This window comes from Bacillus sp. OK048 (genome assembly GCF_900103525.1).
Classification (GTDB): Bacteria; Bacillota; Bacilli; order Bacillales; family Cytobacillaceae; genus Neobacillus.
The window spans coordinates 124,084-148,809 of record NZ_FNHN01000011.1 but is presented as its reverse complement, the minus strand read 5'-3'; the positions used below and the strand labels follow the sequence as shown (position 1 = coordinate 148,809).

General features: G+C 36.5%; 24 protein-coding genes and 1 pseudogene. 11 read left to right on the top strand and 14 right to left on the bottom strand.

Going from position 1 to position 24,726, the window contains the following annotated elements; translation table 11 throughout:
- Positions 1–18: 18 nt before the first annotated feature.
- Together BLR86_RS19450 and BLR86_RS19445 are read left to right on the top strand one after the other, a co-directional pair.
- Positions 19–612 carry a xanthine phosphoribosyltransferase gene (locus BLR86_RS19450; protein WP_090765393.1) on the top strand — a complete coding sequence of 198 codons (594 nt, stop codon included), beginning with the start codon at positions 19–21 and terminating at the stop codon, positions 610–612.
- On the top strand, positions 612–1,922 hold the full coding sequence (locus BLR86_RS19445) for a nucleobase:cation symporter-2 family protein (RefSeq protein ID WP_090765390.1): 1,311 nt from the start codon (positions 612–614) through the stop codon (positions 1,920–1,922). The genes BLR86_RS19450 and BLR86_RS19445 overlap by 1 nt, the downstream gene beginning before the upstream one ends.
- A gap of 55 nt (positions 1,923–1,977) precedes the next feature.
- Here the strand turns inward: BLR86_RS19445 and BLR86_RS19440 are convergent, their stop codons facing one another.
- The 4 genes from BLR86_RS19440 to BLR86_RS19425 form a co-directional block, all read right to left on the bottom strand.
- Entirely contained in the window at positions 1,978–3,105 is a 1,128-nt protein-coding gene (locus BLR86_RS19440; protein ID WP_090765387.1) for a Ger(x)C family spore germination protein, read from the bottom strand.
- Complete coding sequence (locus BLR86_RS19435; RefSeq protein WP_090765385.1) at positions 3,099–4,214, bottom strand: GerAB/ArcD/ProY family transporter; 1,116 nt, start codon at positions 4,212–4,214, stop codon at positions 3,099–3,101. Before BLR86_RS19435 ends, BLR86_RS19440 begins: the two co-directional genes overlap by 7 nt.
- Before the next feature lie 21 nt (positions 4,215–4,235).
- Positions 4,236–5,744 carry a spore germination protein gene (locus BLR86_RS19430; RefSeq protein ID WP_090765382.1) on the bottom strand — a complete coding sequence of 503 codons (1,509 nt, stop codon included), beginning with the start codon at positions 5,742–5,744 and terminating at the stop codon, positions 4,236–4,238.
- Positions 5,745–5,851: 107 nt separating this feature from the next.
- Complete coding sequence (locus tag BLR86_RS19425) at positions 5,852–6,043, bottom strand: spore germination protein (protein ID WP_139185664.1); 192 nt, start codon at positions 6,041–6,043, stop codon at positions 5,852–5,854.
- Between the two features lie 536 nt (positions 6,044–6,579).
- Here BLR86_RS19425 and BLR86_RS19420 point away from each other — a divergent pair.
- From BLR86_RS19420 to BLR86_RS19400, 5 genes are all read left to right on the top strand, one after another.
- Positions 6,580–7,488 carry a putative selenate ABC transporter substrate-binding protein gene (locus BLR86_RS19420; protein ID WP_090765373.1) on the top strand — a complete coding sequence of 303 codons (909 nt, stop codon included), beginning with the start codon at positions 6,580–6,582 and terminating at the stop codon, positions 7,486–7,488.
- 12 nt (positions 7,489–7,500) lie between these two features.
- The gene (locus tag BLR86_RS19415) at positions 7,501–8,253 is read left to right on the top strand and encodes a phosphonate ABC transporter ATP-binding protein (RefSeq protein WP_090765370.1); all 753 of its coding nucleotides are present in this window, start codon (positions 7,501–7,503) and stop codon (positions 8,251–8,253) included.
- 1 nt (position 8,254) lies between these two features.
- Positions 8,255–9,889 (top strand): PhnE/PtxC family ABC transporter permease, encoded by a 1,635-nt coding sequence (locus tag BLR86_RS19410; protein WP_090765367.1) that lies wholly within the window; start codon positions 8,255–8,257, stop codon positions 9,887–9,889.
- A 259-nt stretch (positions 9,890–10,148) separates the two neighbouring features.
- Positions 10,149–11,315 (top strand): MFS transporter, encoded by a 1,167-nt coding sequence (locus BLR86_RS19405; protein ID WP_090765364.1) that lies wholly within the window; start codon positions 10,149–10,151, stop codon positions 11,313–11,315.
- A 66-nt stretch (positions 11,316–11,381) separates the two neighbouring features.
- The gene (locus BLR86_RS19400) at positions 11,382–11,699 is read left to right on the top strand and encodes a hypothetical protein (RefSeq protein ID WP_090765361.1); all 318 of its coding nucleotides are present in this window, start codon (positions 11,382–11,384) and stop codon (positions 11,697–11,699) included.
- A gap of 107 nt (positions 11,700–11,806) precedes the next feature.
- Here the strand turns inward: BLR86_RS19400 and BLR86_RS19395 are convergent, their stop codons facing one another.
- The gene (locus BLR86_RS19395; protein WP_090765358.1) at positions 11,807–13,954 is read right to left on the bottom strand and encodes a heavy metal translocating P-type ATPase; all 2,148 of its coding nucleotides are present in this window, start codon (positions 13,952–13,954) and stop codon (positions 11,807–11,809) included.
- Positions 13,955–14,218: 264 nt separating this feature from the next.
- On the opposite strand from BLR86_RS19395, the gene cccB reads away from it, so the two are divergent.
- From cccB to BLR86_RS19385, 3 genes and pseudogenes are all read left to right on the top strand, one after another.
- Entirely contained in the window at positions 14,219–14,563 is a 345-nt protein-coding gene (cccB, locus tag BLR86_RS19390) for a cytochrome c551 (RefSeq protein ID WP_254782379.1), read from the top strand.
- 139 nt (positions 14,564–14,702) lie between these two features.
- Positions 14,703–14,870, top strand: coding sequence for a lipoprotein (locus BLR86_RS26200; RefSeq protein WP_175492971.1), 168 nt, complete (start codon positions 14,703–14,705; stop codon positions 14,868–14,870).
- A 15-nt stretch (positions 14,871–14,885) separates the two neighbouring features.
- Positions 14,886–15,212: pseudogene (locus tag BLR86_RS19385) on the top strand (hypothetical protein); the annotation flags it as partial.
- Positions 15,213–15,349: 137 nt separating this feature from the next.
- Here BLR86_RS19385 and BLR86_RS19380 read toward each other — a convergent pair.
- The 8 genes from BLR86_RS19380 to BLR86_RS19345 form a co-directional block, all read right to left on the bottom strand.
- A complete protein-coding gene (locus BLR86_RS19380) occupies positions 15,350–15,778 on the bottom strand; it encodes a MarR family winged helix-turn-helix transcriptional regulator (RefSeq protein WP_090765352.1) in 429 nt (142 codons plus the stop codon).
- 115 nt (positions 15,779–15,893) lie between these two features.
- Positions 15,894–17,060 (bottom strand): glucose-1-phosphate adenylyltransferase, encoded by a 1,167-nt coding sequence (locus BLR86_RS19375; protein WP_090765349.1) that lies wholly within the window; start codon positions 17,058–17,060, stop codon positions 15,894–15,896.
- 287 nt (positions 17,061–17,347) lie between these two features.
- Positions 17,348–17,917 carry a 5' nucleotidase, NT5C type gene (locus BLR86_RS19370; RefSeq protein ID WP_090765346.1) on the bottom strand — a complete coding sequence of 190 codons (570 nt, stop codon included), beginning with the start codon at positions 17,915–17,917 and terminating at the stop codon, positions 17,348–17,350.
- A gap of 1 nt (position 17,918) precedes the next feature.
- A complete protein-coding gene (ribD, locus tag BLR86_RS19365; RefSeq protein WP_090765343.1) occupies positions 17,919–19,019 on the bottom strand; it encodes a bifunctional diaminohydroxyphosphoribosylaminopyrimidine deaminase/5-amino-6-(5-phosphoribosylamino)uracil reductase RibD in 1,101 nt (366 codons plus the stop codon).
- Entirely contained in the window at positions 19,012–19,767 is a 756-nt protein-coding gene (locus tag BLR86_RS19360; RefSeq protein WP_090765340.1) for a GTP cyclohydrolase II, read from the bottom strand. Before BLR86_RS19360 ends, ribD begins: the two co-directional genes overlap by 8 nt.
- 79 nt (positions 19,768–19,846) lie before the next feature.
- Positions 19,847–20,482 (bottom strand): pentapeptide repeat-containing protein, encoded by a 636-nt coding sequence (locus tag BLR86_RS19355; RefSeq protein ID WP_090765337.1) that lies wholly within the window; start codon positions 20,480–20,482, stop codon positions 19,847–19,849.
- Between the two features lie 69 nt (positions 20,483–20,551).
- Positions 20,552–21,271, bottom strand: a complete 720-nt coding sequence (locus tag BLR86_RS19350) for a YebC/PmpR family DNA-binding transcriptional regulator (protein WP_090765334.1) — start codon at positions 21,269–21,271, stop codon at positions 20,552–20,554.
- A gap of 180 nt (positions 21,272–21,451) precedes the next feature.
- Entirely contained in the window at positions 21,452–22,201 is a 750-nt protein-coding gene (locus tag BLR86_RS19345; RefSeq protein ID WP_175492970.1) for a hypothetical protein, read from the bottom strand.
- A gap of 324 nt (positions 22,202–22,525) precedes the next feature.
- On the opposite strand from BLR86_RS19345, the gene BLR86_RS19340 reads away from it, so the two are divergent.
- On the top strand, positions 22,526–23,140 hold the full coding sequence (locus BLR86_RS19340) for a VanZ family protein (RefSeq protein ID WP_090765328.1): 615 nt from the start codon (positions 22,526–22,528) through the stop codon (positions 23,138–23,140).
- Between the two features lie 54 nt (positions 23,141–23,194).
- On the opposite strand, the gene BLR86_RS19335 is transcribed toward BLR86_RS19340, so the two are convergent.
- Positions 23,195–24,520 carry an arsenic transporter gene (locus tag BLR86_RS19335; protein WP_254782383.1) on the bottom strand — a complete coding sequence of 442 codons (1,326 nt, stop codon included), beginning with the start codon at positions 24,518–24,520 and terminating at the stop codon, positions 23,195–23,197.
- Positions 24,521–24,726 lie beyond the last annotated feature (206 nt).

Below are 24,726 nucleotides of genomic sequence, written 5' to 3'. Positions count from 1 at the left end.
TTCCATAGGGGGATACACATGAGATTACTTGAAGAAAAGATTAAAAAGGATGGCAGAGTCCTAAATGAAAATGTGTTAAAGGTTGATTCATTCTTAAACCACCAAATTGATCCTAGTTTAATGTTTGAACTTGGGAAGGAGTTTGCAAAGCGATTTGCAGGTGAAGGAATTACAAAAATTGTTACAATCGAGTCCTCTGGGATTGCTCCCGCTGTTATGGCAGGATTACAGATGACTGTACCAGTTATTTTTGCGCGAAAAAGAAAATCAGTCACTTTAACGGACGACCTTCTGACAGCAAGCGTTCATTCTTTTACAAAAAACGAAACGAATGAACTCGCAATTGCTAGAAAGTATTTGAACGCAACAGATAAAGTATTAATTATCGATGACTTTCTTGCGAACGGTCAGGCTGCACTAGCCCTAGTCGAGATGGTCCAACAGGCTAATGCCTCAGTTGCTGGAATTGGCATTGTGATTGAAAAGTCCTTCCAGCCTGGTGCTCAGAAATTAAAAGAGCAAGGATTACGAGTTGAATCATTAGCTAGAATCGCCTCTCTATCCAGTAGGGAAGTTACATTTATCACAGAGAAAACGGAGGAATTGTTCTAATGAAACAACATCCGTTCAAAATCGCATCTTTAGGAATTCAACATGTGTTAGCGATGTATGCTGGAGCTGTCATCGTCCCTCTTATCGTCGGTGGTGCTTTAAATCTAACGGGAGAACAATTAACCTATTTGGTATCGATTGATATTTTGATGTGTGGGATCGCAACAATTTTACAGGTTTGGCAGAATCGCTTTTTCGGAATTGGCTTACCGATTGTTTTAGGATGTACGTTTACTGCGGTCGGTCCAATGATTGCGATTGGCGGAGAATATGGTATTTCAAGCATTTACGGTTCGATTCTAGTCTCAGGTTTAATTGTTGTCTTGATTGCACAGTTCTTTAGTAAGTTAATCAAATTTTTCCCGCCAGTTGTTACGGGATCGGTGGTTACCATAATTGGTATTACTCTTATACCAGTTGCGATGAATAACATCGCAGGCGGACAAGGCAGCCCTGATTTTGGCAGTCTTTCAAATATTAGCTTAGCTTTTGGTACGCTATTATTTATCATTCTACTCTACCGTTTTACAAAAGGATTTATTCGTTCTGTTGCGATTCTCCTAGGCTTAGCGGGTGGAACCATAGTTGCTGCATTAATGGGTAAGGTAAACTTTGGGGCTGTTGGTGATGCCTCCTGGTTCCATATGGTAAAACCTTTTTATTTCGGTACCCCTACTTTTGAATGGACACCGATTATCACAATGACCCTTGTTGCGATTGTTAGTTTAGTAGAATCTACAGGTGTCTACTTTGCTCTAAGTGATATCACTGGTAGAAAGCTTAAGGAGAGCGATTTAGCTAAAGGTTATCGTGCAGAAGGACTTGCGATCATGTTAGGTGCTTTGTTCAATGCATTCCCGTATACAACCTATTCTCAAAACGTAGGACTAGTACAACTTTCAGGTGTTAAAACCAAAAATGTCATCTACACAATGGGTGCAATGTTAATCATTTTAGGATTCGTTCCTAAAATAGGTGCTTTAACAACGGTTATTCCTACCCCTGTTTTAGGCGGTGCAATGGTGGCGATGTTTGGAATGGTCATTGCATATGGAATTAAAATGCTAAGTAAAGTAGAATTTGCTTCACAAGAAAATCTGTTAATTATCGCATGTTCTGTCGGTATGGGTCTTGGTGTTACGGCTGTCCCTGATTTATTTGCTCAACTCCCAGATAGCGTAAAAATCCTAACCAATAATGGAATTGTTGCGGGAAGCTTAACTGCTATTTTCTTAAATATTGTGTTTAATGTTGCGAAGCCTGTAAGGCAAACGCAAGCTCCAAAAACAAGCAGTCAAGGTGTTGCATAATATTCATTTTAAAAAGCTGCCAGGTTCAAAATGAACCTGGCAGCTTATATTTCGATCAATCATTAAGCCCCGTTCTTATGATATTAAAGTCTACTTTTACATTGACTTTCGCATTCTTATACATTTTGTACCACTTTTTATCAGTAAGCTTTGAGTGACGGACAGAACTTCTATATATATCCCCAAGTCCAATCACATCTGAATTTTTAGATTGTAAAAAAGATATGAGTTTTTCGATCTCCTTTTTCATGCTCTTCTCAATCTCCTTTTCAAGAAATATTATATTTGAAGGTTTACCAACATCGATTGGACTAGTTATTTCAAGCAATCTTGCAGTAAATTTTGTCTCTATATTAAATTCCGGTTTATCTTTGTTAATAAGCTTAATTTTACTACTGCTTCGTATTGAATCTAGAGATGCAACCGTTTTGTTAAGCCGTTGATTCCTTCCTTTCAATTTCGGAGATTCACTATTGATAACCACGTCCTTACTTCCATCCTTATATTTATCAGTAAGCAAGGTTAAATAAAAGGATTGTTCAGTATTAATTTTCCCTACTAATTTACTGCCTTTAAAGAGGGCAACCCCAGAAAAAAGGACATCCTTGCTATCTTCCTTCCTTAAAATTGGCATGGTTGGTTCTTTCCCTATCGTGTATTTGTTACGTAAAATCTCTTGAATAGTTGCGGGTGGCATCATTTTATTTTGGGTATTTTGTTCCATGAGGGTATAAATATGCAGTCCAATATCAGGAATATGCTTGTTTTGTATTTGTAGTAAATCCCTTGCTCTTCCATCAACCACGGCTAAGTATGTCATATCACTAATAGAAGGATCACTTGATAACGTTTCTGCTACATTTGCCTTTCCTTGTTTAAGCAATTCTTCACCGTATAAAATAACTCGAAGTTGTCCCGAAACCAATCGCTTAGACGCTTTTTTATTTCCATAGTTACGATTTCCTTTAATCGTCAGTGCATGCGTTTCCAGAATATCAATATCATTAGCTGCATTGGGTTTTATGCTTAACTCAACCGCCGTCCCCAAAATGGAACCATTTTCCCCCAAGTCGTATGCACCAGTGGTTACAAGACCTAATTTATCAAGTATTTTTGGTTCTGCACAGCCACAAAGCAACAATAAGGATAATAACAAATTCAATAACCATCTTTTTCTCAACATTTCACTTTCTCCTTATAGGACCTAATTTGTTTCTTTAGTAAAGCGAAAGCATAGAGAACAAAAGGATAACAAAACACAATAAAAAAAGAGAATTTAGCAAAAGTATCGTTCAATCTATCGATTCTTAAACGTGTTGTAAAAAACAAACTTGCAACAAAAATTAATAATATAAAAATCCACAAAACTCCTTTTGGTTTTTTTCCAAATGTGCGTTTTACACCATGAACAGCGGCCCACAAATAAAGCATAAGATTAGGGAGAATGATGAGCAGCCAATAGGATACAGCTATATATTCTGTTCTTTCGATAAAAGAAAGTCGAACGATTTTAAAAAGGGTTAAAGTTGCCCAAATGGTATGTTCTAATTGTCCAGGGCTAAAATAACTAATGGTTAGGAGCATAATAATCAAATACAAGAAAGTAGTTGCAGCGATTCCTAATTGAGCAAATTTTTGCACCCTATCCTTTTTCTCCAAAAAAGGATAGACAAAATAAAGGATTTCGAAGCCTACAATAGTGAAAGTCATTTTATGAACTCCCTTTAAAAGGGACACCATATTTGTTTCCATCACGGGAAGCAGGTGATGAAAATCTCCTAATCGTAAAGGAAAGCCAATGAGCCCAAACATCCAGAGTGAAAATAAGATACTAAAAAAACAAACCCCAACTATAATACGAATCCCACCTGTGACCCCATAAATGACTAATAATAGAATGGAAAATGAAAACACCCAAGTTGGTACAGTCGGATAAACCCATGTTTGAATGACCTCGATATAGTTTTTTAGTATGATCAAACACGCACATAAGCAATATAGAATATATGCACTACTCAACATCTTTCCAATCCACTTTCCATACACATCCTGGTGTATACCATAAAGGTCTGTAGATCCATAAATTTGTAACGTTTTAATCATAATAAATACGACAATATGAGAGAAAACGCCTGCGAGGACAACCGAAATCCAGGCATCATGTTTTGCTTCAAAAAATATTATCCGTTGATACCCAAATATTCCAATCCCTACTTGATTAGCATTGATAATAAAACATATCAAAAAGGTACTTAACAAAAATTGAGGTTTTGGTTGGTATTGAACTTTCATACATTCACCTGCTACGTAAGGTCAATTTTTTTCTTTCGCTTTTTCAGGGGCATATTTGTATTCGTCCTCTGGCCTATTTAGATCAGCCCTTTTGTAAGTGAATTGATAGGGAAGTCTAACGATACTATCTTTCCAATCACTAAACCGAGGTGGATAAAAAGGAGATAGATAAGGAGTTCCAAGACTCGATTGCTTTAACATGTGCAATAGTAAAAAGCAAAAACCGTACATAATTCCGTAAAACCCCCAAAATCCAGCCAATATAATGAGCGGAAATCGTAATCCCCTAATTACGTTGCCCATTGAATAACTTGGTGTTACAAATGACCCCAAAGCAGCTAAGGCGATGATGATAATTAAAATATTGCTCGTAAACCCTGCGTCTACCGCAGCTGTTCCAATAACGATACCTCCGACAATACCCATCGTTTGGCCAACTTTTGTCGGCAATCTTGCTCCTGCCTCTCTTAGTAATTCAATGAAAAATTCTAATATTAAAGCTTCAAACATTGGTGGGAATGGTACCTTTGACCTTGACTCGCTAAGAGGCAGTAACAAAGTTTGTGGAATGACTTCATAATGAAAGGTTAGACAAGCAACATATATTGAGGTAAAGAACACCGAAATAAATAAGCCGATAAATCTTAAAAACCGTAGGAATGTTCCAATTTGCCAATTGACATTATAGTCTTCTAAACTTTGAAAAAACTCTAAGAATGATTGAGGACAAACAATAGCCAAGGAGCTGCCATCTACAAAAATCGCCAGCTTTCCCTTTAATAGCAAATCACTTACTCGGTCCGGACGCTCTGTTAACAACATTAGTGGAAATATCGATAAAGAGTTATCTTCAATAAGTTGTAAAAGCCCTGAACTATCAATAATTCCATCTATTTTTATGTTTTGAATTCTTTGTCTTAGTGTGCCCACCATTTGTTCAGAGGCAATACCATTCATATACACAATTGAAACAGTTTTATTGGTGTGACTCCCTACATTCAAATTTTCAATGCATAATTTTGGATCTTTAAGGTAATTTCGAATAAGGGAAATATTTGTCAGTAAACTTTCATTAAATGCAATTTGTGGACCAATAACCGCAGATTCATTTTCTGCAAAAGTTAAGGATCGTCCAACTGTAGAAGGTATTTTTGCTAATAGAACGGATGAATCCCCTTCTAAGTAAATAATTACATTTCCCTCTAGAGCAGATTTGACGACCATATCCATTTGATTTGATTTTTCAATCTCAGCAACAGATAAATACTCCATTATTTTTTGAATGGAATCGAAGGAAAGCTCTTTTATTGGTTCAATAATAAACTGATAAAGCATGGTTTTTTCTATTAATGTACCAATGTAGAATATGGTTATTCCTGAGCAACCTACTTCATTCTCGAAAATGTCTGCACTGTTGTGCAATCTATTTTTAAATTCCGAAGACATTAATTCTCTTGATGGAGGTATTGAGTCCTCGTTCCCAACATGTTTCACATTTTTATTGGCTATTAATTTCTTCTTAAAGAACATTTACCAGCACCCTCAATCAATTCAAGACATTCTCTTAATGTATTATTTACCATTAAAACCTCTTTATACCACTTCATAATGTACAAAAAAATAAAGCGAAGCTAATGTTAGCAACGCTTAGGAAATTTCATGATTGGCTCATTTTCGGATTCCATATCACAATCTGGACTTGTGCTACTTTCGCCAGAGCCACCGATGGTTTTGGTAATGGAGATGGGTGAAATGTAAACAGCACCGCCAAAGTTAACAATGCCGCCTGAAATCGTCCCAATTGAAACATTATTAGGATTTGTGACCAAAGTAAACCCCCTCCTTGTCCTTGGTGTTACTATTATGGTATGTATAAGTCAGGCTATGGTTCTTACTTAAGTTTCATTAACTAAATAATTTAAAAAAACGATTTAAACAGTTCTTGATGGTCATTGCATTCTTTACAAATATACTCGATTTCTAATGGATCTTCCCTCACCATATGTACGGTATCCCTGCTACAATTTTCGCAAAATCTGACTTCCTGAGTTTGTTCCACTTAGCATCACCTCATCCTCGTTCTACGTATTTTATAAGCTCTATAAATATCATTCCATATTGAGGTAGTTCTAAACGCAAGAAATAAGAATAAACGAATGAACAGCCTATGGTAAAAAGATATATATATATATATTTCTTCATTTATCAACGTTTTCGTGCTATCATTCAATCGAAAAAACCGATTGGTTTTAATTTATTAAATAGATAAAATGAATTTAATAAGGTTACTCCTTTATATATAATCAAAATGGCAAGAATATTACTACGGTGATAAAACTACTAAATCTTTGAGGTGGAATATTTTATGAAGAAATGGTTATCTGGTATTATTTTATTAATACTGGTTTTTTCGTTGGCAGCATGTGGGAAAACTGATAATAAAGGAACTGAAGAAAAAGAAGGAAAGAAAGAAACAAAATCAGAGGAAGTTTTAAAAATAGGTGCCATTCCTGATCAAAATGCAGCTTTCCTACAAACAGGGATGGATGCTGTTGCAAAGCAATTAAGTGAAGATACTGGCATGAAGGTTGAATTTGTACCTTCCGTTGATTATGCAGCATTGGTAACAGGATTCCAACGCGGAGAGATTCATTTAGCATGGTTTGGCGGTTTAACAAGTGTACAGGCTAGAAATCTTGTTCCAGGTGCTGAATCGATAGTACAACGTCCACGTGATGCTGAATTTAAATCTGTATTTATTACTCAAGAGGGATCAGGCATTAACACACTTGCTGATGTAAAAGGAAAATCCTTTACATTCGGAAGTGAAAGCTCAACATCTGGACATTTAATGCCACGGTTCTTCTTAAAAGAAGAAGGAATTGACCCTACTACGGACTTTAATGGTAAGCCGAATTTTTCAGGTTCTCATGATACAACCTACAAATTAATCGAATCTGGTTCCTTCCAAGCTGGTGCCCTTAACATTTCCGTTTGGGAAGCAGCTGTAAAAGAAGGAAAGGTTGATACAAGCAAAGTAAAAGTTTTCTACACCACTCCAGATTATTATGACTATAACTGGACAATCAATAGCAATGTTGAAGAAGTATTTGGCAAAGGTTCGAAGCAAAAAATAAAAGATTCACTTCTAGCTATGCCGGGCGACTCAAAAGAAATAACGGATTTATTCCAAACTGACAAGTTTATTGAAACAAAAAATGATAACTATGAAAAGATTGAAAAAGTAGCAAAGGAATTAGAGATTATAAAGTAGTAGGTGTTGTAAATGTCTTCAAAAACAATCATTGAAGCAAAAAATATAACAAAACAGTTTGAAGGGAAGATAGCCTTATCTTCCCTTTCTTTTTCTATCAAACAAGGAGAGTTAGTTGCCTTAATTGGGCCAAGTGGTGCCGGAAAAACTACCTTATTGAATTCGATTGCTGCCCTTGTACCCCTTCACAGCGGTGAACTCATTATTGATAACGTACCTCTTACAAAATATAAAAAAGGCAAACTTTTTTCAAAGAAAATAGGTGTCATCCGCCAACAATTCGACTTAATTGGTCCATTAGCGGTGATTCACAATGTCCTTGCTGGTAAATTATCTGAATGGGGATTGTTCAAATCATTATTTTCACTACTAGTCCCTCAAGAAAAGGAAATTGCTATTAAAGCACTTCAACGAGTGGGACTTGAAGATAAACTATTGGAAATCACAGCCACGCTTTCAGGTGGAGAACAACAGCGTGTAGCGATGGCACGGTTATTGGTGCAAAATCCAGAAATCATCCTAGCAGATGAACCAGTTGCTTCTCTCGACCCAGCTCGTGCAGATGATGTACTTACCATGCTGACTAAAATCGTTACAGAAGAAAAGCAAACATTAATTGCCAGTTTACATTCAGTTGAATATGCTCGTAAATACTTTACGAGAATCATCTCACTCAAAAATGGGAAGATATTTTTCGATTTGCCAACAGAAAAAGTTACCGATGAACTATTAACTGAACTATACCAACTGAAGGAGCAGGTTTAAGATGAAACTTATTCCCTCTCTTCAACTTCATAAACGATTCATCCTTACAATGCTATTACTATTTGTTTTCATCTGGAGCCTTTCTTCTGTTCATTGGAACTCAGAGTTATATCATGCGGGCGGAATTCCTACCATGTTGCAAATAGTGGAAGGATTGATTCATCCAAATTTAGATCCGAGTATTTTATTGGTTGGTTTGGAATCTGCATGGATTACCCTTGCATACGCGGTTGCTGGGATGTCTTTGGCCATTATTTATGCTTTTATTGTTGGTGTCCTTGCATCAGGAACGTTAACGTCTAATAAATTTTCTAGGATTTTTTCGAAAATAGTTTTTAGGGGAATCTTAGGCTTTACTCGCTCGATTCATGAATTAATTTGGGCATGGCTTTTTGTGGCAGCCATCGGTTTATCTCCCTTTGCAGCCATCCTGGCCCTTGCAATCCCATATGGAGGGATTCTGGGACGTATATTTGCAGATATGTTAACGGATGTACCCAAGCAGCCAATTATTGCACTTAAATCTGCAGGGTCTTCTAGACTTCAGACGCTTATTTATGGCTACCTTCCATTAGTTTGGGCTGATTTTATTAGTTACACCATGTACAGGTTTGAGTGTGCGATTCGCTCTTCTGCCATCATGAGTTTTGTTGGGCTTGGCGGATTAGGCTTCCAAATACAATTAGCACTATCAGATCTCAAGTACGAATCTGTTTGGACTTTTGTCTATTTCTTAATTGCTCTCGTTATTTTTGTAGATTTATGGAGTAATTTTGTGCGTAAAGGCTTAACGGATCATAAACGACAAAAAGGGATTGGATTTGGCTGGTTATCCGTTCTATTCTCTTTGCTTTTAATTGCTGCTTCTTGGGTATATATTACTGTTGCAGAAAAAGCAGATCTATTTGAATTATTGTCTGAAAAAAATATCGAGTATGCAAAAAGGTTCTTCAGCGGACTCCTTGGTATCAATCAAGATAACCCTGCTTTTCTAGATGCAGAAAGCTGGTCTACAGCCTTAAAGTTAACAGTAGAGACACTTGAAATGAGCATTATGGCAATTGGATTTGCAACGATTGTTGCCTTTATTACTGTTATTCCGGCAACTAGAAACATTGCAGATGGCAGTCTTACATTAAAAAAAAGTTGGTATAATTGGATTCTATACGGTTTTATTCGACTGACATATATTTTTTCTAGATCAGTTCCAGAGTTAGTCTGGGCGATGATGATTATATTTATTTTTAAACCTGGTATTTTGCCTGGCGCATTAGCTCTTGCCCTTCATAACTTTGGAATTCTAGGAAAGCTATGGGCAGAGGTGGTCGAGGACATGGATCCTAGGCCAATTAGAAATTTAGCTACAGCGGGAGCTTCAAAAATTGAAATCTTTTTTTATGGAATACTTCCTATTGTACTCCCTAGATTTCTTACCTATATCCTCTATCGATGGGAAGTTATTATGAGAACAACGATTGTAGTAGGATTTGTTGGTGCAGGTGGACTTGGAATGGATTTTAAACTTGCTATGAGTTATTTTGACTACACTCAAATCACCTTACTATTACTGTGTTACATGATCCTTGTCATCATCGCAGACTTTGCTTCAGAAACAACGCGGAAAGCAGTTAAGTAAAGAATACATGTCCTATGAAGGGATGTGTGTTCTTTTTTAGTCTTTTCACATCTGCTATACATTAGCTAGCAGGTGATATGTTTTTGCTATCTTATTGATAAGCTCGGTTAAATGCACATTCTCAGCTGTTTACAAAATAATATGGTGAAATACTTGTATTAGCTTCCTGTTTTCAATTATTCTAAGCATAGCGGTCAAAAATATGATTCCATAGTACATAAAGATTTGAACTGTTGAAATTATTTAGGAGTTGGAGTTATTGGAAACAAAAAGAGCTTTACCTATTTTATTTTTAGTGATGTTTTTAGTCATGATCGGTTTTGGTATTATCATTCCTGTTCTTCCCTTTTATGCTGAAGAACTTGGTGCTGATACATTTCAGCTTGGTTTATTAATGGCCGTATATTCGCTGATGCAGCTGATTTTCGCACCATTTTGGGGTAGATTGTCTGATCGCATTGGGCGAAAGCCAGTTATGCTGATTGGGATAGCGGGACTTGCACTATCATTTTTTATCCAGGCTATGGCAACAGAGCTTTGGATGTTATTCGCTGCTCGGATTATTGGGGGTCTTCTTTCCTCCGCAAATATGCCGACAGCAATGGCCTACGTTGCCGATATAACCACTCCTGAAAACCGTGGTAAAGGAATGGGAATCATTGGAGCAGCTGTTGGACTAGGTTTTGTGTTTGGACCTGCAATCGGTGGAATCTTTTCGAAAAACAGCATGAGTATGCCTTTTTACTTAGCAGGTTTTTCATCTATACTAACCTTGATTCTTGTATTCTTTTTATTAAAAGAAACTTTGAAGAAAAACACTGAAAATGCAACTGCAGAAAAAAGGCAATCGTTATGGCAATCCTTTAGTGGTCCCTCATCGGTTTTATTTATTTTACAGCTATTTATTTCTCTATCTCTTTCTGGCTTAGAAGCAACCTTTGCCTACTTTGCAGCGAAAAAGGCAGGACTTAACGCCACTGATCTAGGATACATCTTTATGATTATGGGATTTGCTGGAGCAATGGTTCAGGGTGGTTTAATGGGGAAACTAACGAAGAAATATGGTGAAGGTTCTGTAATTCAAGGTGGAATTATTGTTTCAGCAATAGGGTTTGGATTGATTTTACTGGTGAATAGTTTTTCAACTGCTGCGATTTTTTTAACTATTTTTGGTATTGGAAACGGAGTAATACGTCCGAGTGTTTCTTCCCTGCTTACCAAAACAACCACAGCAGGTCATGGAAGCGCCACAGGACTTCTTTCTTCCTTTGACTCATTAGGCAGAATTGTGGGACCTCCACTAGGTGGATGGTTATTCTCGTTATCCATCGGCTTACCCTATATATCTGGAGTAATCATTTCCGTTTTAGCTTTTGTTTTATATCAAGTATATCGTTCGAAAGCGTTAATCTTGAAAACAAACTAGCATAAGTAAAAAGGACATGCATATGATAGGTTACGAAGATGTACTTGTATAAAGGAGTTGCGATTTATGAAACTACGCTCTCATTTCACAACGTTTTTATTCCTGGGGATCATTATTTTACTGGTGGCCTATCTTGATTCTCCATACTCTTTTATTCATAGTGGCTATTCATACTCGTCCAGCGAACCAGCAGTGGCACAGCCAGTCGATGTCCAACCGCCAATAGACTTGCCGGTCTTGGAGAACAGGCTCGACAGTGTTGAAAAAATGGACGGTTATTACGTGGAAATTTATAAGGAATATGAAGTATATTTCGACGCCACAGGCAAAGTGATTAAGAGAGAACCTACATCTAAAACGGAAAGTATTAGATATTGGGAGTGACTGAGCTTTAAAAAACAGCTGTCGAGGTATTCTCGATAGCTGTTTTTTAAAGTTCATACCTAATCCTTATTGAGATATTTAAGTCGATTATTTAAGTCCTAATTTTGCTAAATGCCTTTCTTCTTTTCTTTTATCTTAAGAAGTCTTAATCCATTAAGTGTAACAATAAGTGTAGCACCCATATCCGCAAAGATTGCAATCCAAAGTGTGAGCCAACCTGGTATGACTAATAATAAGGCAACAAGTTTAATCCCTAATGAGAATGTAATATTTTGCTTGATAATTGTTAACGCTTTTCTACTTAGTTTTAGTGTAAATGGAAGTTTGCTCAAATCATCTGCCATTAGAGCGATATCCGCTGTTTCAAGTGCAGTATCGGTCCCTGCTCCCCCCATAGCAATTCCAACAGTTGCTGCAGCTAAAGCAGGTGCATCATTCGCCCCATCTCCCACCATTGCAACCTTGTCATATTTCCTTCGTAGTTCTTTAATAAAGGCTAATTTATCTTGTGGGAGCAATTCTGCCTTAATAGTAGAAATCCCCACTTGATTTCCGATTGCCCTTGCAGTTCCTTTATTATCACCGGTTAACATAATGGTTTCTTGAATACCTAATATCTGCAGTTTTTGTATGACAGATTTACTGTTCCCCCTAACCCCATCTGCAACGGCTAAAAGCCCTAGGATTTCAGTATCAGTTCCAGCAACCATTACTGTTTTTCCTTTATTTTGGTAATCTGATATGATCATTCTCAAGTCAGCTGGAATTCCATATGGTAGGAGTTCTTCAAATAAAAGCGGGCTGCCTACATAATAAATTTTATTGTAAACTTTCCCTTTTATGCCCTTTCCTGTTATCGACATGAAATCTGTGATTTCAAGTTCTTTATATCGTATGTTTTCATGTACAGCTTTTTTCACTATTGCTGAAGCTAATGGATGCTGTGAACCATGCTCTAATGCAGCGATAATAGCAAATAATTCATGTGAATTAGTTTTTTTCATTGGAAGGAAATCTGTTACAACCGGAACTCCTTCAGTGAGAGTTCCGGTTTTATCAAAGGCAATCGCTTTAATTGCTCCCATTTCTTCTAGATGAATACCACCTTTAATAAGAACGCCGTTACGAGCAGCATTTCCTATAGCTGTTACAATCGCCACTGGAGTTGAAATAACAAGTGCACACGGACAGCCAACGACGAGTGCGGCTAACCCTTGGTAGATCCATTTATCCCAATCTGCCCCAAAGAACAAAGGCGGTATTACAGCAACACCTAAAGCAACGAGCATAATAACTGGTGTATAATACTTCGCAAATCGATCAACAAAAGCTTGGGATGGAGCTCGTTCCGCTTGAGCTTCCTCAACAAGATGAATGATTTTTGCGATCGTTGTATCATCGACATGTTTGGTGACTCTTACCTCAAGCAATCCTTCTTCATTTAATGTCCCAGCGAATACTTCATCCGCAACCGTTTTTGCCACTGGTACAGATTCACCAGTAATCGAAGCCTGATTCACGGCCGATAACCCTTTAACGATAATTCCATCCATAGCAATTTTTTGCCCTGGTTTAACAATCATGATATCACCAATTAATATATCATCTACTTCAACGGTGAATTCATGATTGCCTCTGCGAATTATCGCCTCCTTGGGAGCGATATCCATTAACGAACGAATCGATTGCCTCGCTTTATCCATGGAATACGATTCTAGCGCTTCACTTATAGCAAACAGGATAACTACGGTAGCTCCTTCCCCCCATTCTCCAATAAATGCAGCTCCAATGACTGCAATCGTCATCAGGGTTTTCATATCAAATTCAAAACGAATCAAGTTTTTGATACCAGTTGTAAATAAGCGGTACCCACCAATCAAAATAGCAGCACCATAGGCTAGAATGGAAGAGATACTCTCTTCACTATTCAATTGAGCAGCCATCCAGCCAATTAGAAGGAAAACAATTGAGACGATAACCGTTGAGTGCTTTTGCAAGAACGGAACTTTTTCCTCTTCTATTTTCTGTTTTTCAGGAAACACTTTTATATTTTCAAAGGCCCCTGCTCTTTCAATTTCCTCTATGGTTGTATCACCATAAACCGTTAGTTTGGCAGCACCAAAGTTTACGCTTGCCTCCAAAACACCATCCAGGTGTTTTACGTTCTTTTCGAACTTTGTGGCACAGCTGGCTCAGGTGAATCCTTGTATTCGGTAAACATTTTTTTCATTTGCTCTTTCCAATGCGTTACTCATGTGCCATCCCCTCCATTCGTGAGCAAAAGTGACTTAAATCAGTGTCAGCATAATCGGACGAATAAACATTATTTTTTCCGAATTGCCCATTGCTCATCCTCATTCAAATATTCATTTGATTATATTATATTCAAAGTGGATAGAAACGGTCAAACGATTATTTGAATGTTTTGCAAAAAATGCGCTGAAACTAGACAAGCAGATTTCCAATGGAATATTTCCAAGCATAAATTGAAAACCTATTATTAGTTGGAGGTGAATAATGTGAAAAAATGGCTTTATGGAATCATTTGTTTTGCTTTGCTTGGCTTTATCACCGCATGCGGTGGTGGGGGTGAAAAAACAGAACAAAACACAACACCTACTAAGGAACAGGAACAAACCGCAGATACAGGTGATGGAGATGCTTTATTTCAACAAAGCTGCTCTTCCTGTCACGGTGGAGATTTAGTTAGTGGCGGAGCACCGGATCTTGATAAGATTGGCACAAAATATTCTAAAGATGAAATCGAAGAAATTATTCTAAATGGAAAAGGCGGTATGCCCGGAGGAATTCTAAAAGGTGAAGACGCAGATGCTGTGGCATCATGGCTTGCTGATAAAAAATAAGCAGTGAAAAACCAGAATGGAAATTCCAATCTGGTTTTTTTGACCATGGATAAGTGTATTATTTGATAGATATCATTGTTTACACTACAATTAACTTATTAATTTTTGCTTATAAAAAAATAATAAAAAGGAGAACCACATGAAACCAAGAATAATGGTCTTGTTCCTTATTGCAATTTTTGTTTTATCCGCATGCGGACAAAAGACTCTAAGTGAACCAATCACCTTGTTAAATAATAAACAGGAAGAAGTAACTTTTCCATTAGAAAAACCGACTGTTTTCTTTTTTCTTACAAGCTACACCTGAGGCGTCTGCCTTAAGCAACTAGTTCAGTTGCATGAAAATCTTGATAAATTTGAAGGATTGAATGTAGAGAAGTACATAATTAGTAAAGACCTACCAGAGGAACAAAATGAATTATATAAGGAATTAGAAGATCATTTTGGACAAAGCCTTACCTTCATTTCGGATCCTAAGTTAGAATTAATTGATGTCATGGACATGAAAAATGTTGATACTGCTTATCGTGGCTACGCGTTAATGGATAAAGATGGAAGGATTATTTTCAATACCATCAATGATCATTGGGGAGAGCAAATTGACAAAACAGTAAAAGAAATTAAAAAGGAATCTAATAAACTTAAATAGTATATTGGCTCCGAGCCCTTAATACAAAATCGAAAAAGCTAATCAGTAACATTATGATTAGCTTTTTTAGCTTATGCCGCTCCATTACTACTTAGTCTAATGTAAGGAATCCCGAATGAGAGATATGTAGTAAAAAATTATCTCTCTATTTTATTCTTTACTTTTTCCAAAAGCTTTGTGAGGGTTGCTGTTTCATCTTTATTCAATGAATCAAATATATAATCAACTAACTGTTGATGTTTCGGCATAATTTCATTCATTAGATTTTTACCATCACTGGTTAATGTGACATGAATAACCCGACGGTCATCCCGACAATCATTTCGTTTTATTAAGCCCCTTTTTTCTAATTTATCAATCACGTATGTCATCGATCCACTTGATATGAGGATGGAGTTGCCAATCTGTTGGATGGTTTGTTTCTCTTTATAATAAAGCACTTCTAAAGCAGAAAATTCAGTTACACTCAAATTATTTTTTGTCATTTCATCCCTAATTCGATCCTGAATTGCTTTAGAAGTTTGCATTAATAATAAAAATGGAGTGTTTGTGCATATCAAATCCATCTTAACCACCTCCTGTTATTACTTTGAATTTAAATATCTTGAATATGAGATAATAATACAACAAGTTTGCGATGAAGTCAAGAAAAAAGCGAAACCGCTACGACTTCGCTTCAGTTCATAATCTATTAACTTTTTCCAAGGGTTGTTGAACCGTTTGATTATCCCCAATCAAAGTAATATCACTGAATGGCACAGAATCCCCAATCTTAATCCTTTCTCCAATTACACTACCACTTCCGATTACAGCACGGTTTATCACCGCATTCACACCTATGATGGCATTAGGCAAAATAACGGAATCCTTAATATAGGCACCCTTTGCAACAGTTACTCCATTAAAGAGTACGGAATTTTCTACCCTTCCAAATACCTTACAGCCTTCACTAATAATAGATTTGCTTAATGATGCTTCTGCATCCAAGTACATAGGAGGCTGCGGTAACCCAGATGTATAAATTCTCCATTCTTCATTTACAATTATCGGATTGGTGCGTGCCGACAATAAATCCATATTGGCTTCCCAAAAGCTCTCGACTGTTCCAACATCCTTCCAATACCCATTAAACCGATAGGCATGAAGATGGAGATTGTCTCGAATCATTGTTGGGATCACATCTTTGCCAAAATCTTTTGAAGAGGATGGATTGTTCTCCTCTAATACTAGATATTTTTTTAAAATTGGCCAATTGAATAGATAGATACCCATTGATGCGAGATTAGATTTTGGCTGTTCAGGTTTTTCCTCGAAGTCAATAATGGTCTGTGCATCGGGTTCCATATTGATAATTCCAAATCGACTAGCCTCACTCCATGGGACATTGATTACCGAAATAGTGGCGTCGGCACCTGATAGCTTATGCTCCATGATCATTTTAGAGTAATCCATTTTATAGATGTGATCACCTGAAAGGATAAGAACATATTCGGGATTTTGACTTTCTATATACTGAATGTTTTCGAATACAGCATGCGCCGTTCCTTTATAACTATTTTTTCCATTATCATTATGATTCGGCTGAAGGATGGCGACACCACCAATTTTTCGATTTAACCCCCATTTTCCGCCATCCTCAATATAGGTTTGAAGGGTCTCTTGTTTATATTGAGTAAGGATTCCAACGGTATCAATGCTAGAGTTCTTGCAGTTGCTTAATGCAAAGTCAATAATCCTGTACTTACCGCCAAACGGTACAGCTGGCTTTGCTACATTTCTCGTTAACTCCTTTAGCCTTGATCCCTTCCCTCCGGCTAACAACATGGCGATACATTGTTTTTTTGTCATCGGTACCTCCTTTTTGAAAATAGCTTTATTGATATGTAAACTTATTTTGTCCTCATTGTAGCACCCTTACGGAACGGACAAAATCAATAATTAACGACGTTGAATACACGGATTCGACTTAATTCCTTAATACCTTAATAGATATATATGTTTTGTAAATGACTAGCAACAAATACAATCCAATTATGTCGAAAAGGGAAGATGTAATAATTGAAACATATGATAATTATGTGAATATCATTTCCAAAAAAATAACACGCTGAAATAATACTTCAGCGTGTTGTCCTCTATAACTCTTTTTTTAATACTCCCTTTAACTCCGTCCAGTCTAGAATACGAGGATATTGTAAATGTCGATTATAGGACTGGTCCCTTACGAATACTTTTAAAGAATCGTGTGTTAGTGTATCTAAAACTTCAGCTTTATCATCAAAGTAATAATCAAGTTGTAGTTCCTTAATGATTTGTACTTTTTCATGATCCTGCATCCCGTAGAAAAATCGGTCATCTCTAACAGGGAAGCCTTGTTCTTTCATCCATTCTTTGGTCTGTTCCCCATGTTCCTTGGGTCTAGCCGTTATGTAGTAAATCTCGTGCCCCTTATCATCTAATTTCTGTAGTGTTTCGACCGCATTTGGAAACGGAGGACAGTTTGTAAAATAAATTTCTTCTAACGAGGATTTCCACAATTCACTACCCTGTTCATCCGTTAATCCGAAGGGTTCATGGATTTCAACCCTATTCAAGGCGTGAAAATCTTCGATCGGTACGTTTTTATTTAACTTTTTATTGTAAATCGTAAAAGCATGTTCTCTTAAATTGATGAGTGTATCATCAATATCAAAACCAAATTTCATTTTATGACTCCTCATGGGTATAGATTGGATACCCCATAAATTTATAATCTTTGCCGATTTGATGGACAGAAAGATTGGAAAGTTCTACCGCATCCTTCATTTTATCCATCCCAGTACCTGCAAGGAAAGAAGGTGCATGCTGGCCGCCAATAATTTTTGGTGCTACATAGAGCACTACTTTATCAATTAATTTATTTTCCAAAAATGACCAGTTAACCGTGCCTCCGCCTTCAATCAAAACGGATGAAATCAGCTCTTCCCCTAAGATTTGCAATACTTCTACTGGATTAACAGTTGACCCACTGGTCTGAAATACGCGAATACCTAAGCCCTCTAAAATTTTTCGCTTATCTTGGTCAAACCGTTCACCGGTAAATATCCATGTTTCTGCTAGTTTATCGGTTATCAGTTTAGACTCTAAAGGTATTCTTAATGTCGAGTCCATAACAATACGAACTGGATTTCGTCCATTCGATATCCGTGTTGTGAGCTCGGGATTATCTTTTATGACCGTGTTAACCCCAACCAGAATCCCCATATTCTCATTTCTTAGATGGTGGACATCTTCTCTTGCTGCTTCAGAAGTAATCCATTTGCTGTCAAATGAGTGGGTGGCGATTTTACCGTCTAAGGTTATTCCTGCCTTCAGTGTGATAAAGGGTGTTTTCTCAACAATAAATTTATTAAATACTTCATTCATTCTTTGTGATTCTTCTTGACGAACACCAGTAATTACTTCAATGCCAGCATCCTTTAAGATTTTCACACCATTCCCTGAAACAACTGGATTTGGATCTAGGGTTGCAATCACAACCTTTTTAATCCCTGCCTCGACAATCGCCACCGCACAAGGACCTGTTCTGCCATGATGGGAACAAGGCTCGAGGGTCACGTAAATGGTTCCACCTTGTGCTTTCTCACCAGCCATTCGAATGGCATGAATCTCTGCATGAGGTTCGCCTGCCTTCAAATGTGCCCCAATTCCAACAACTCGGTTATCATTTACAATAACCGAACCAACTAATGGGTTCGGGTCAGTCTGACCTTTCATGGCCTGTGCATTTTTTATGGCTATATCCATGTAAAATTCATGATTAGTCATTTGGGCAAGCCCCTTCATCTTCTTCTAGATGTCCTGACTTATTAATTTTTGTCTGTAAATATTTCTCATTATATTCAGATACATCTCCCCATAATGGTTGACGTCCTGCAACCTCTAATCCTGCTTCTTTTAATGCATTTAACTTTTTAGGGTTATTCGTCATTAACGTAACTGGTTTTTGTCGAATTGCCTTTAGAACCTGAATGGCATCACTGTAGTTTCTAGAGTCATCAACGAACCCTAGCCCCTCATTTGCTTCAACCGTGTCATAGCCATTTTCTTGAAGAACATAAGCCATTGCTTTACTGAATAACCCAATTCCTCTACCTTCGTGGTTAGCCAAGTAGAATAGGGCGCCTGTTCCATGTTCTTGAATCATTTTCATTGATTTTTTCAGCTGATATCCGCAATCACAACGTTTGCTGCCAAAAATATCACCTGTGTGACAAATTGAATGCATGCGAATGATCGCATCCTCCGAATATTCAAAGTCCCCATAAACTAAAACACTGGACTGTTGAAATTCAGCTAAATTGGAAGAGGATAATTTATCAATGATCCTTTCAAAGTCTTCGGTAACCTCTTTACAATTTAACCAACAGTACCATTTGAATTCAACGGTTTCTCCATATAGGTTAACAGGCAGCTTGATAGGTCCAACTAAGTATATTGCGCCTTTTTCTGTTTTTATCAATTGAATCTTATCTTCTAATACGGTTATTACCTTAGAATCTAATGCTTGTTTCATTGTAATATCCCCTTTTTTTATATAGTGTGTCGTTTTTGTTTTTATTTCATGCCCATCCCAATCTGCTATTTAACAATTCTTATTTTATTATCAAGCCTAGTAAACGTGCAAATCCTATGGCTTGGGATGATGTAACTTCACATCCAGCTAAGTCATTAATTGATACATTTAATTGATCAAAGGTACAACTGCTTAAATCAACACCCTTTAAAGGGGTTCTTTCAAAGTTTGCTTCATTCAGATCACACTCTTTAAAGGCAACTTTAATAAAGTTTGATTCATAATAATCTGCATTGCGTAGTGAACAAGAATCAAAAACAACCTGTTTTAATTTGGAATAGCCAAACGAAATTAAATTTGCATTACAGTTTTGAAAAAAAACATTGCCAAGTGAAGCGTCTGACAGATTTAGACCAAGGATTTTGGAATCAATAAATTCAACACGATGAATACTGCCATTTCTAAAATCTGTGTTTGATAGGTCACAGTGATCAAATAGTACGTCCGTTAATTCGATGTTTTTAAAGGATACATCTTGAAAAATCACATTTTTAAAAATTACTTGTTCAAACCTTAATCTATGTATATCTTTATTTATAATGGAACAGTCACTTATGGTACATAATTCAAAAAGATTTTCTTCACATGGATAAAAGTCTATAGGTTTTAGGTCTTGCGGTATTTTGGGCTTTTGAATTTTTACTGTATTTGACATACATTTCTCCTCTCTAACAAAACCGAAAAGTGAAGACCTCTGTTCAAAAACAAAGGTCTCCAGTTCGTCCTATTCACCTAAATCAACATTATGGTAAACTTGTTGTACATCTTCTAATTCTTCCAAGACGTCAATCATTTTTTCAAATTTAGCCTGAGCATCTTCAGGAAGGGTTACTTCGTTTTGTGCAAGCATGGTTAATTCTGCAACCGTAAATTCCTTGATTCCAGCATTTGTAAAAGCTTCTTGAACGGCATGGAACTGATCTGGTTCTGCGTATACGATAACAGAATCTTCTTCTTCCAGGATGTCACGTACGTCTACATCTGCTTCCATTAAAAGCTCAAGGACTTCATCCGCTGTTTTTCCTTCAAGACCAATCACTGCTGTTTCGTCGAACATATAGGCAACAGAACCGCTGACACCCATATTTCCACCATTTTTACCAAATGCAGCACGAACATCTGATGCCGTACGGTTAACATTGTTCGTTAATGCATCGACGATAACCATTGAACCATTTGGTCCAAAGCCTTCATAACGAAGCTCAGAGTAGCTTTCCTCTGATCCGCCTTTAGCTTTTTCTATTGCACGGTCAATAATGTGCCTTGGTACATTGTACGTTTTAGCCCGTTCTAATACAAATTTTAAAGCCTGATTGGATTCAGGGTTTGGTTCCCCTCTTCTTGCTGCTACATAAATTTCCACTCCGAATTTCGCATAGATTCGACTTGTATTTGCATCTTTTGAAGCTTTCTTTTCTTTAATATTGTTCCATTTACGGCCCATATTGTCCACTCACTTTCAACTTTGACTATACACAAAATAGTAATAAAAATAGTCAATTTCATCAACTATTTTCTTCAATGATAGGTTCTACCAGATAATATTATACCGTAATTGGAGAATTTGTTAAGTATGTATCTTCAAACAATCAGTAAAAGTCAGGAAATCAGGTTCCTGACTTTTTTAGGATAGTTTTAATTTTGCTATGAATTTTATTTCATTTTGAAATTTTTCGAGGATTACTTCAAAAGTGGAATTAATCAGTAAGGGAAATAAGTTTTCGAGTGCTTCCTGATAATTTTGACCCAAAGCTTCTCGTAAAAGAACATATTCATGAAAGAGCAATGCTTTCTCGAAATCAATACCAAGCTCATACAACCCTCTAAATAATATTTCTTTTGGAATTTGTTTAATTTTTTTATATATTTTTTCATTTTTTTCAATAAATTTCTCTTCCAAATATCGTGTCACATAATCTCGATACACCATTTGCCCGATATCATTGGTTTCTTTTTTTGTATGATTAAAACCAATCACTCTACCCTCCTTGTTTTCACGAATAATAAAGGTTTTGTTCCCTTTTAAATGCTGAATGAAGTTTTTTACATTTTTATCAAAAGTTTTGTTGAACTGGATAATTTGGTGAAGTTTGACTGCAAAATCTGTATGCTCTTCACCAACAACAAATAGTCTGTCAACTATAGGCAAAAGTTTTAAAACACCCTCTGAGAGTTGGCTTGAGGCATCATAAATAATGATATCGTACTCTTTCTTCATATTTTTTACTATTCGTTTTTGTTCTGTTAGGGTCAGTTTAGAAAATTCGTGGATCACCTCTTTTGTTTGCCCTTCCTTCTCTAGTGGGCCGTATGAAATAAATGCAGCAGATAAATCAGTATTCATTTTAAGCCAATGATAAATAGATAAAGACAATTCGGTTACACCTGATTTCGCTTTTGGCGAATAAAAGCCGACCAAATACATTTTACTCACCTACCTTTTATTACTATAATATTTAACGTAAGAAACAAACGTTAAAGCTAATCCAGTGTAATGCTTGTTTTAATAAAAAAAGGCTCTTCCGCTTGAAAAAGGCAAAAAAAAGAATAACACGAACGTCATTCTGGAATAGCGTTTTGTGATTACCTTTTATAGTGAATTATCCTGAAACTCTCGGACTGCTTTCAAATCCTCCTCTTTTATGTGAACCATCACAGAATGGACGGTTCTAACATTAAATTGGTGTTTAGTGCTATAATGGAAAAAATCGTGAACGAGGTCAATCGCATTATGAAAAAATCACTTTTATTATCTTTACTTATAGCTATCATTCTATTTGCTCTATTATCTACTGAATTCGTTCCATTAGTCTCCTATCTCCATCCTATCGTCTTAGGTGTTGTCTTATTCTGTATGGTTATAGCCGTTTTCATCATCGTCATGTTTATACGAAAGGAAACGGTACAGCTTCGCTTCTCTCATTTTTGTATGCTTTTACTTCTTTACACGATTGCTTTATTCATTTTGCTATTCTTTCGACCTGGAAACCATACCTACCAGTCAGTAAATCTAGTTCCCTTTTCTACCATTGCTTTTTATCTATCAGGAAAAGTGAACGGGTTGATTTCATTTTATAATTTGGCGGCAAATATAGGTTTGTTCATTCCCTTTGGTTTATTTCTAAAAGTTAAAAAATGTACTCCTTTTCAATTATTGTATATTCCCATTCTCTTCGTTTCGTCGATTGAGTTATTACAATATTTTACAAGTAGAGGCAGCTTGGATATTGATGATCTTATTTTAAATGTAATTGGATTTTTCATTGGCTATTTGCTGTATCCACTATTCCAAAGAATCATTAAAGTTCGCTAAAAGCTACTAATAGCAAAAAATAAGGACCACCAATTGGTGGGTCCCTCAGTATGTTTAAACATAAACCAGTAACAGCCATAAGTACAAACTGATAAGTGTGAAGATTAATGCTGGAGGAATCACGATAATGGTAACTCGTAAATATTCCATCCAAGTTATGGTAATTTTATTCGCCTTAAGGATGTGCATCCAAATTAGTGTCGCTAACGTTCCAATTGGAAGTAATAAAGAACCAATGTCACTTCCGATAATATTAGCAAGATAGACTGTTTTCAGTGTAAGTGGTGGTAATCCCATTTCTGTCAGCGAAATAGTAGCAACCATCAATGCTGGATGGTTGTTAAATAGGTTCGATAATACTGCAGTTAATACGCCCATTGTAATACTTGCATGGAACAAACTGCCTTGAACCAAAGAACTTAATTGTTCTACTAAAAAGTTGGTTAACCCTATATTATGAAGACCATAAATGATGATGTACATATTGAAGGCAAAGATTAATATTTGCCATGGTGTTTTAACTAACATATCCTTCGGACTTATTCCAATACGTACCCATCTCCAAATCAAAAGGACGATAGACCCGATTACGGCAACTAAGGAAACTGAGATTCCGATAAATGAAGCAATGAAGAGACTAATTCGCATGATAAATACAAATATAAGCATATGAATCATTAGCTTTTTATGTTTAACAAAGATCTCTTCAGAATTTTTCTTTAAGGGGTGATAGCGATTATTCTGATGCAATGGTATCGAGTAGGAATGATAACGAAGCTGTTTCGGCAATTCCTTTCTAAAAACAAGGAATAATAATCCGGATAGGAATAACAAACCTAGAGTTCCAGGAACAAACATCATAGCAGTATGAAGATAAAGATCCATTCCGATAATTTTTAAAGCAATTAAATTTACAATATTACTTACACCTATAGGTGCGCTAGAGGCTGTTGCGATTAAAGCTCCACTTAATAAATAGGGGATCATTTGCCGTTTATTTAGTCCTAAATGTTTTAGAATTAATATTAAGATGGGTGTGGTAATTAAGATGCTACCATCATTATTAAAGAAAAGTGTCATTAAAAAGCACAGCAATAAGGTATACCAAAACAATCTTATTCCCGAACCATTTGATACTTTTAACATTAATGCCGCTGTCCATTTAAAAAAACCAAAACTTTCAAGAACAATGGCCATGACGATTGTGGCGATTATAGTGATGGCAGCTCCAGTTACTTTCGAACTAATATCAAGTAAATCTACTAAGGATACACTTCCACTTACTAAAACCAGCACTGCTCCAATTGTTGCAGGTATTGCTTCATTCATGTTTTTCGGACGGATAAATATCATCACCATGGTTAGGATAAACGCGAAGATGGTGATGATCACCGTCGATGGATGATACATATAATTTATTTCTCTCCTTTCAACAATCCAAAATTTCAACTAAGAATTATCCTTTTTCCTGTCTTTTCTTGTCCTCTGCTTTATCATACGTAGGTCATTAGGGGCTTGAACTAAACGAATATCTTGAATTTATGTAAATCAGCAAGTAACTAGAAATTTTCTTCAAATAATGGTTG

What these genes read in the sequence shown, in the direction of transcription:
- BLR86_RS19450 (WP_090765393.1), top strand. Translation starts at nt 19, where the DNA reads ATGAGATTACTTGAAGAAAAGATTAAAAAGGATGGCAGAGTCCTAAAT.
- BLR86_RS19445 (WP_090765390.1), top strand. Translation starts at nt 612, where the DNA reads ATGAAACAACATCCGTTCAAAATCGCATCTTTAGGAATTCAACATGTG.
- BLR86_RS19440 (WP_090765387.1), bottom strand. Translation starts at nt 3,105, where the DNA reads ATGTTGAGAAAAAGATGGTTATTGAATTTGTTATTATCCTTATTGTTG.
- BLR86_RS19435 (WP_090765385.1), bottom strand. Translation starts at nt 4,214, where the DNA reads ATGAAAGTTCAATACCAACCAAAACCTCAATTTTTGTTAAGTACCTTT.
- BLR86_RS19430 (WP_090765382.1), bottom strand. Translation starts at nt 5,744, where the DNA reads ATGTTCTTTAAGAAGAAATTAATAGCCAATAAAAATGTGAAACATGTT.
- BLR86_RS19420 (WP_090765373.1), top strand. Translation starts at nt 6,580, where the DNA reads ATGAAGAAATGGTTATCTGGTATTATTTTATTAATACTGGTTTTTTCG.
- BLR86_RS19415 (WP_090765370.1), top strand. Translation starts at nt 7,501, where the DNA reads ATGTCTTCAAAAACAATCATTGAAGCAAAAAATATAACAAAACAGTTT.
- BLR86_RS19410 (WP_090765367.1), top strand. Translation starts at nt 8,255, where the DNA reads ATGAAACTTATTCCCTCTCTTCAACTTCATAAACGATTCATCCTTACA.
- BLR86_RS19400 (WP_090765361.1), top strand. Translation starts at nt 11,382, where the DNA reads ATGAAACTACGCTCTCATTTCACAACGTTTTTATTCCTGGGGATCATT.
- BLR86_RS26200 (WP_175492971.1), top strand. Translation starts at nt 14,703, where the DNA reads ATGAAACCAAGAATAATGGTCTTGTTCCTTATTGCAATTTTTGTTTTA.
- BLR86_RS19380 (WP_090765352.1), bottom strand. Translation starts at nt 15,778, where the DNA reads ATGGATTTGATATGCACAAACACTCCATTTTTATTATTAATGCAAACT.
- BLR86_RS19375 (WP_090765349.1), bottom strand. Translation starts at nt 17,060, where the DNA reads ATGACAAAAAAACAATGTATCGCCATGTTGTTAGCCGGAGGGAAGGGA.
- BLR86_RS19370 (WP_090765346.1), bottom strand. Translation starts at nt 17,917, where the DNA reads ATGAAATTTGGTTTTGATATTGATGATACACTCATCAATTTAAGAGAA.
- ribD (WP_090765343.1), bottom strand. Translation starts at nt 19,019, where the DNA reads ATGACTAATCATGAATTTTACATGGATATAGCCATAAAAAATGCACAG.
- BLR86_RS19360 (WP_090765340.1), bottom strand. Translation starts at nt 19,767, where the DNA reads ATGAAACAAGCATTAGATTCTAAGGTAATAACCGTATTAGAAGATAAG.
- BLR86_RS19355 (WP_090765337.1), bottom strand. Translation starts at nt 20,482, where the DNA reads ATGTCAAATACAGTAAAAATTCAAAAGCCCAAAATACCGCAAGACCTA.
- BLR86_RS19350 (WP_090765334.1), bottom strand. Translation starts at nt 21,271, where the DNA reads ATGGGCCGTAAATGGAACAATATTAAAGAAAAGAAAGCTTCAAAAGAT.
- BLR86_RS19340 (WP_090765328.1), top strand. Translation starts at nt 22,526, where the DNA reads ATGGAAAAAATCGTGAACGAGGTCAATCGCATTATGAAAAAATCACTT.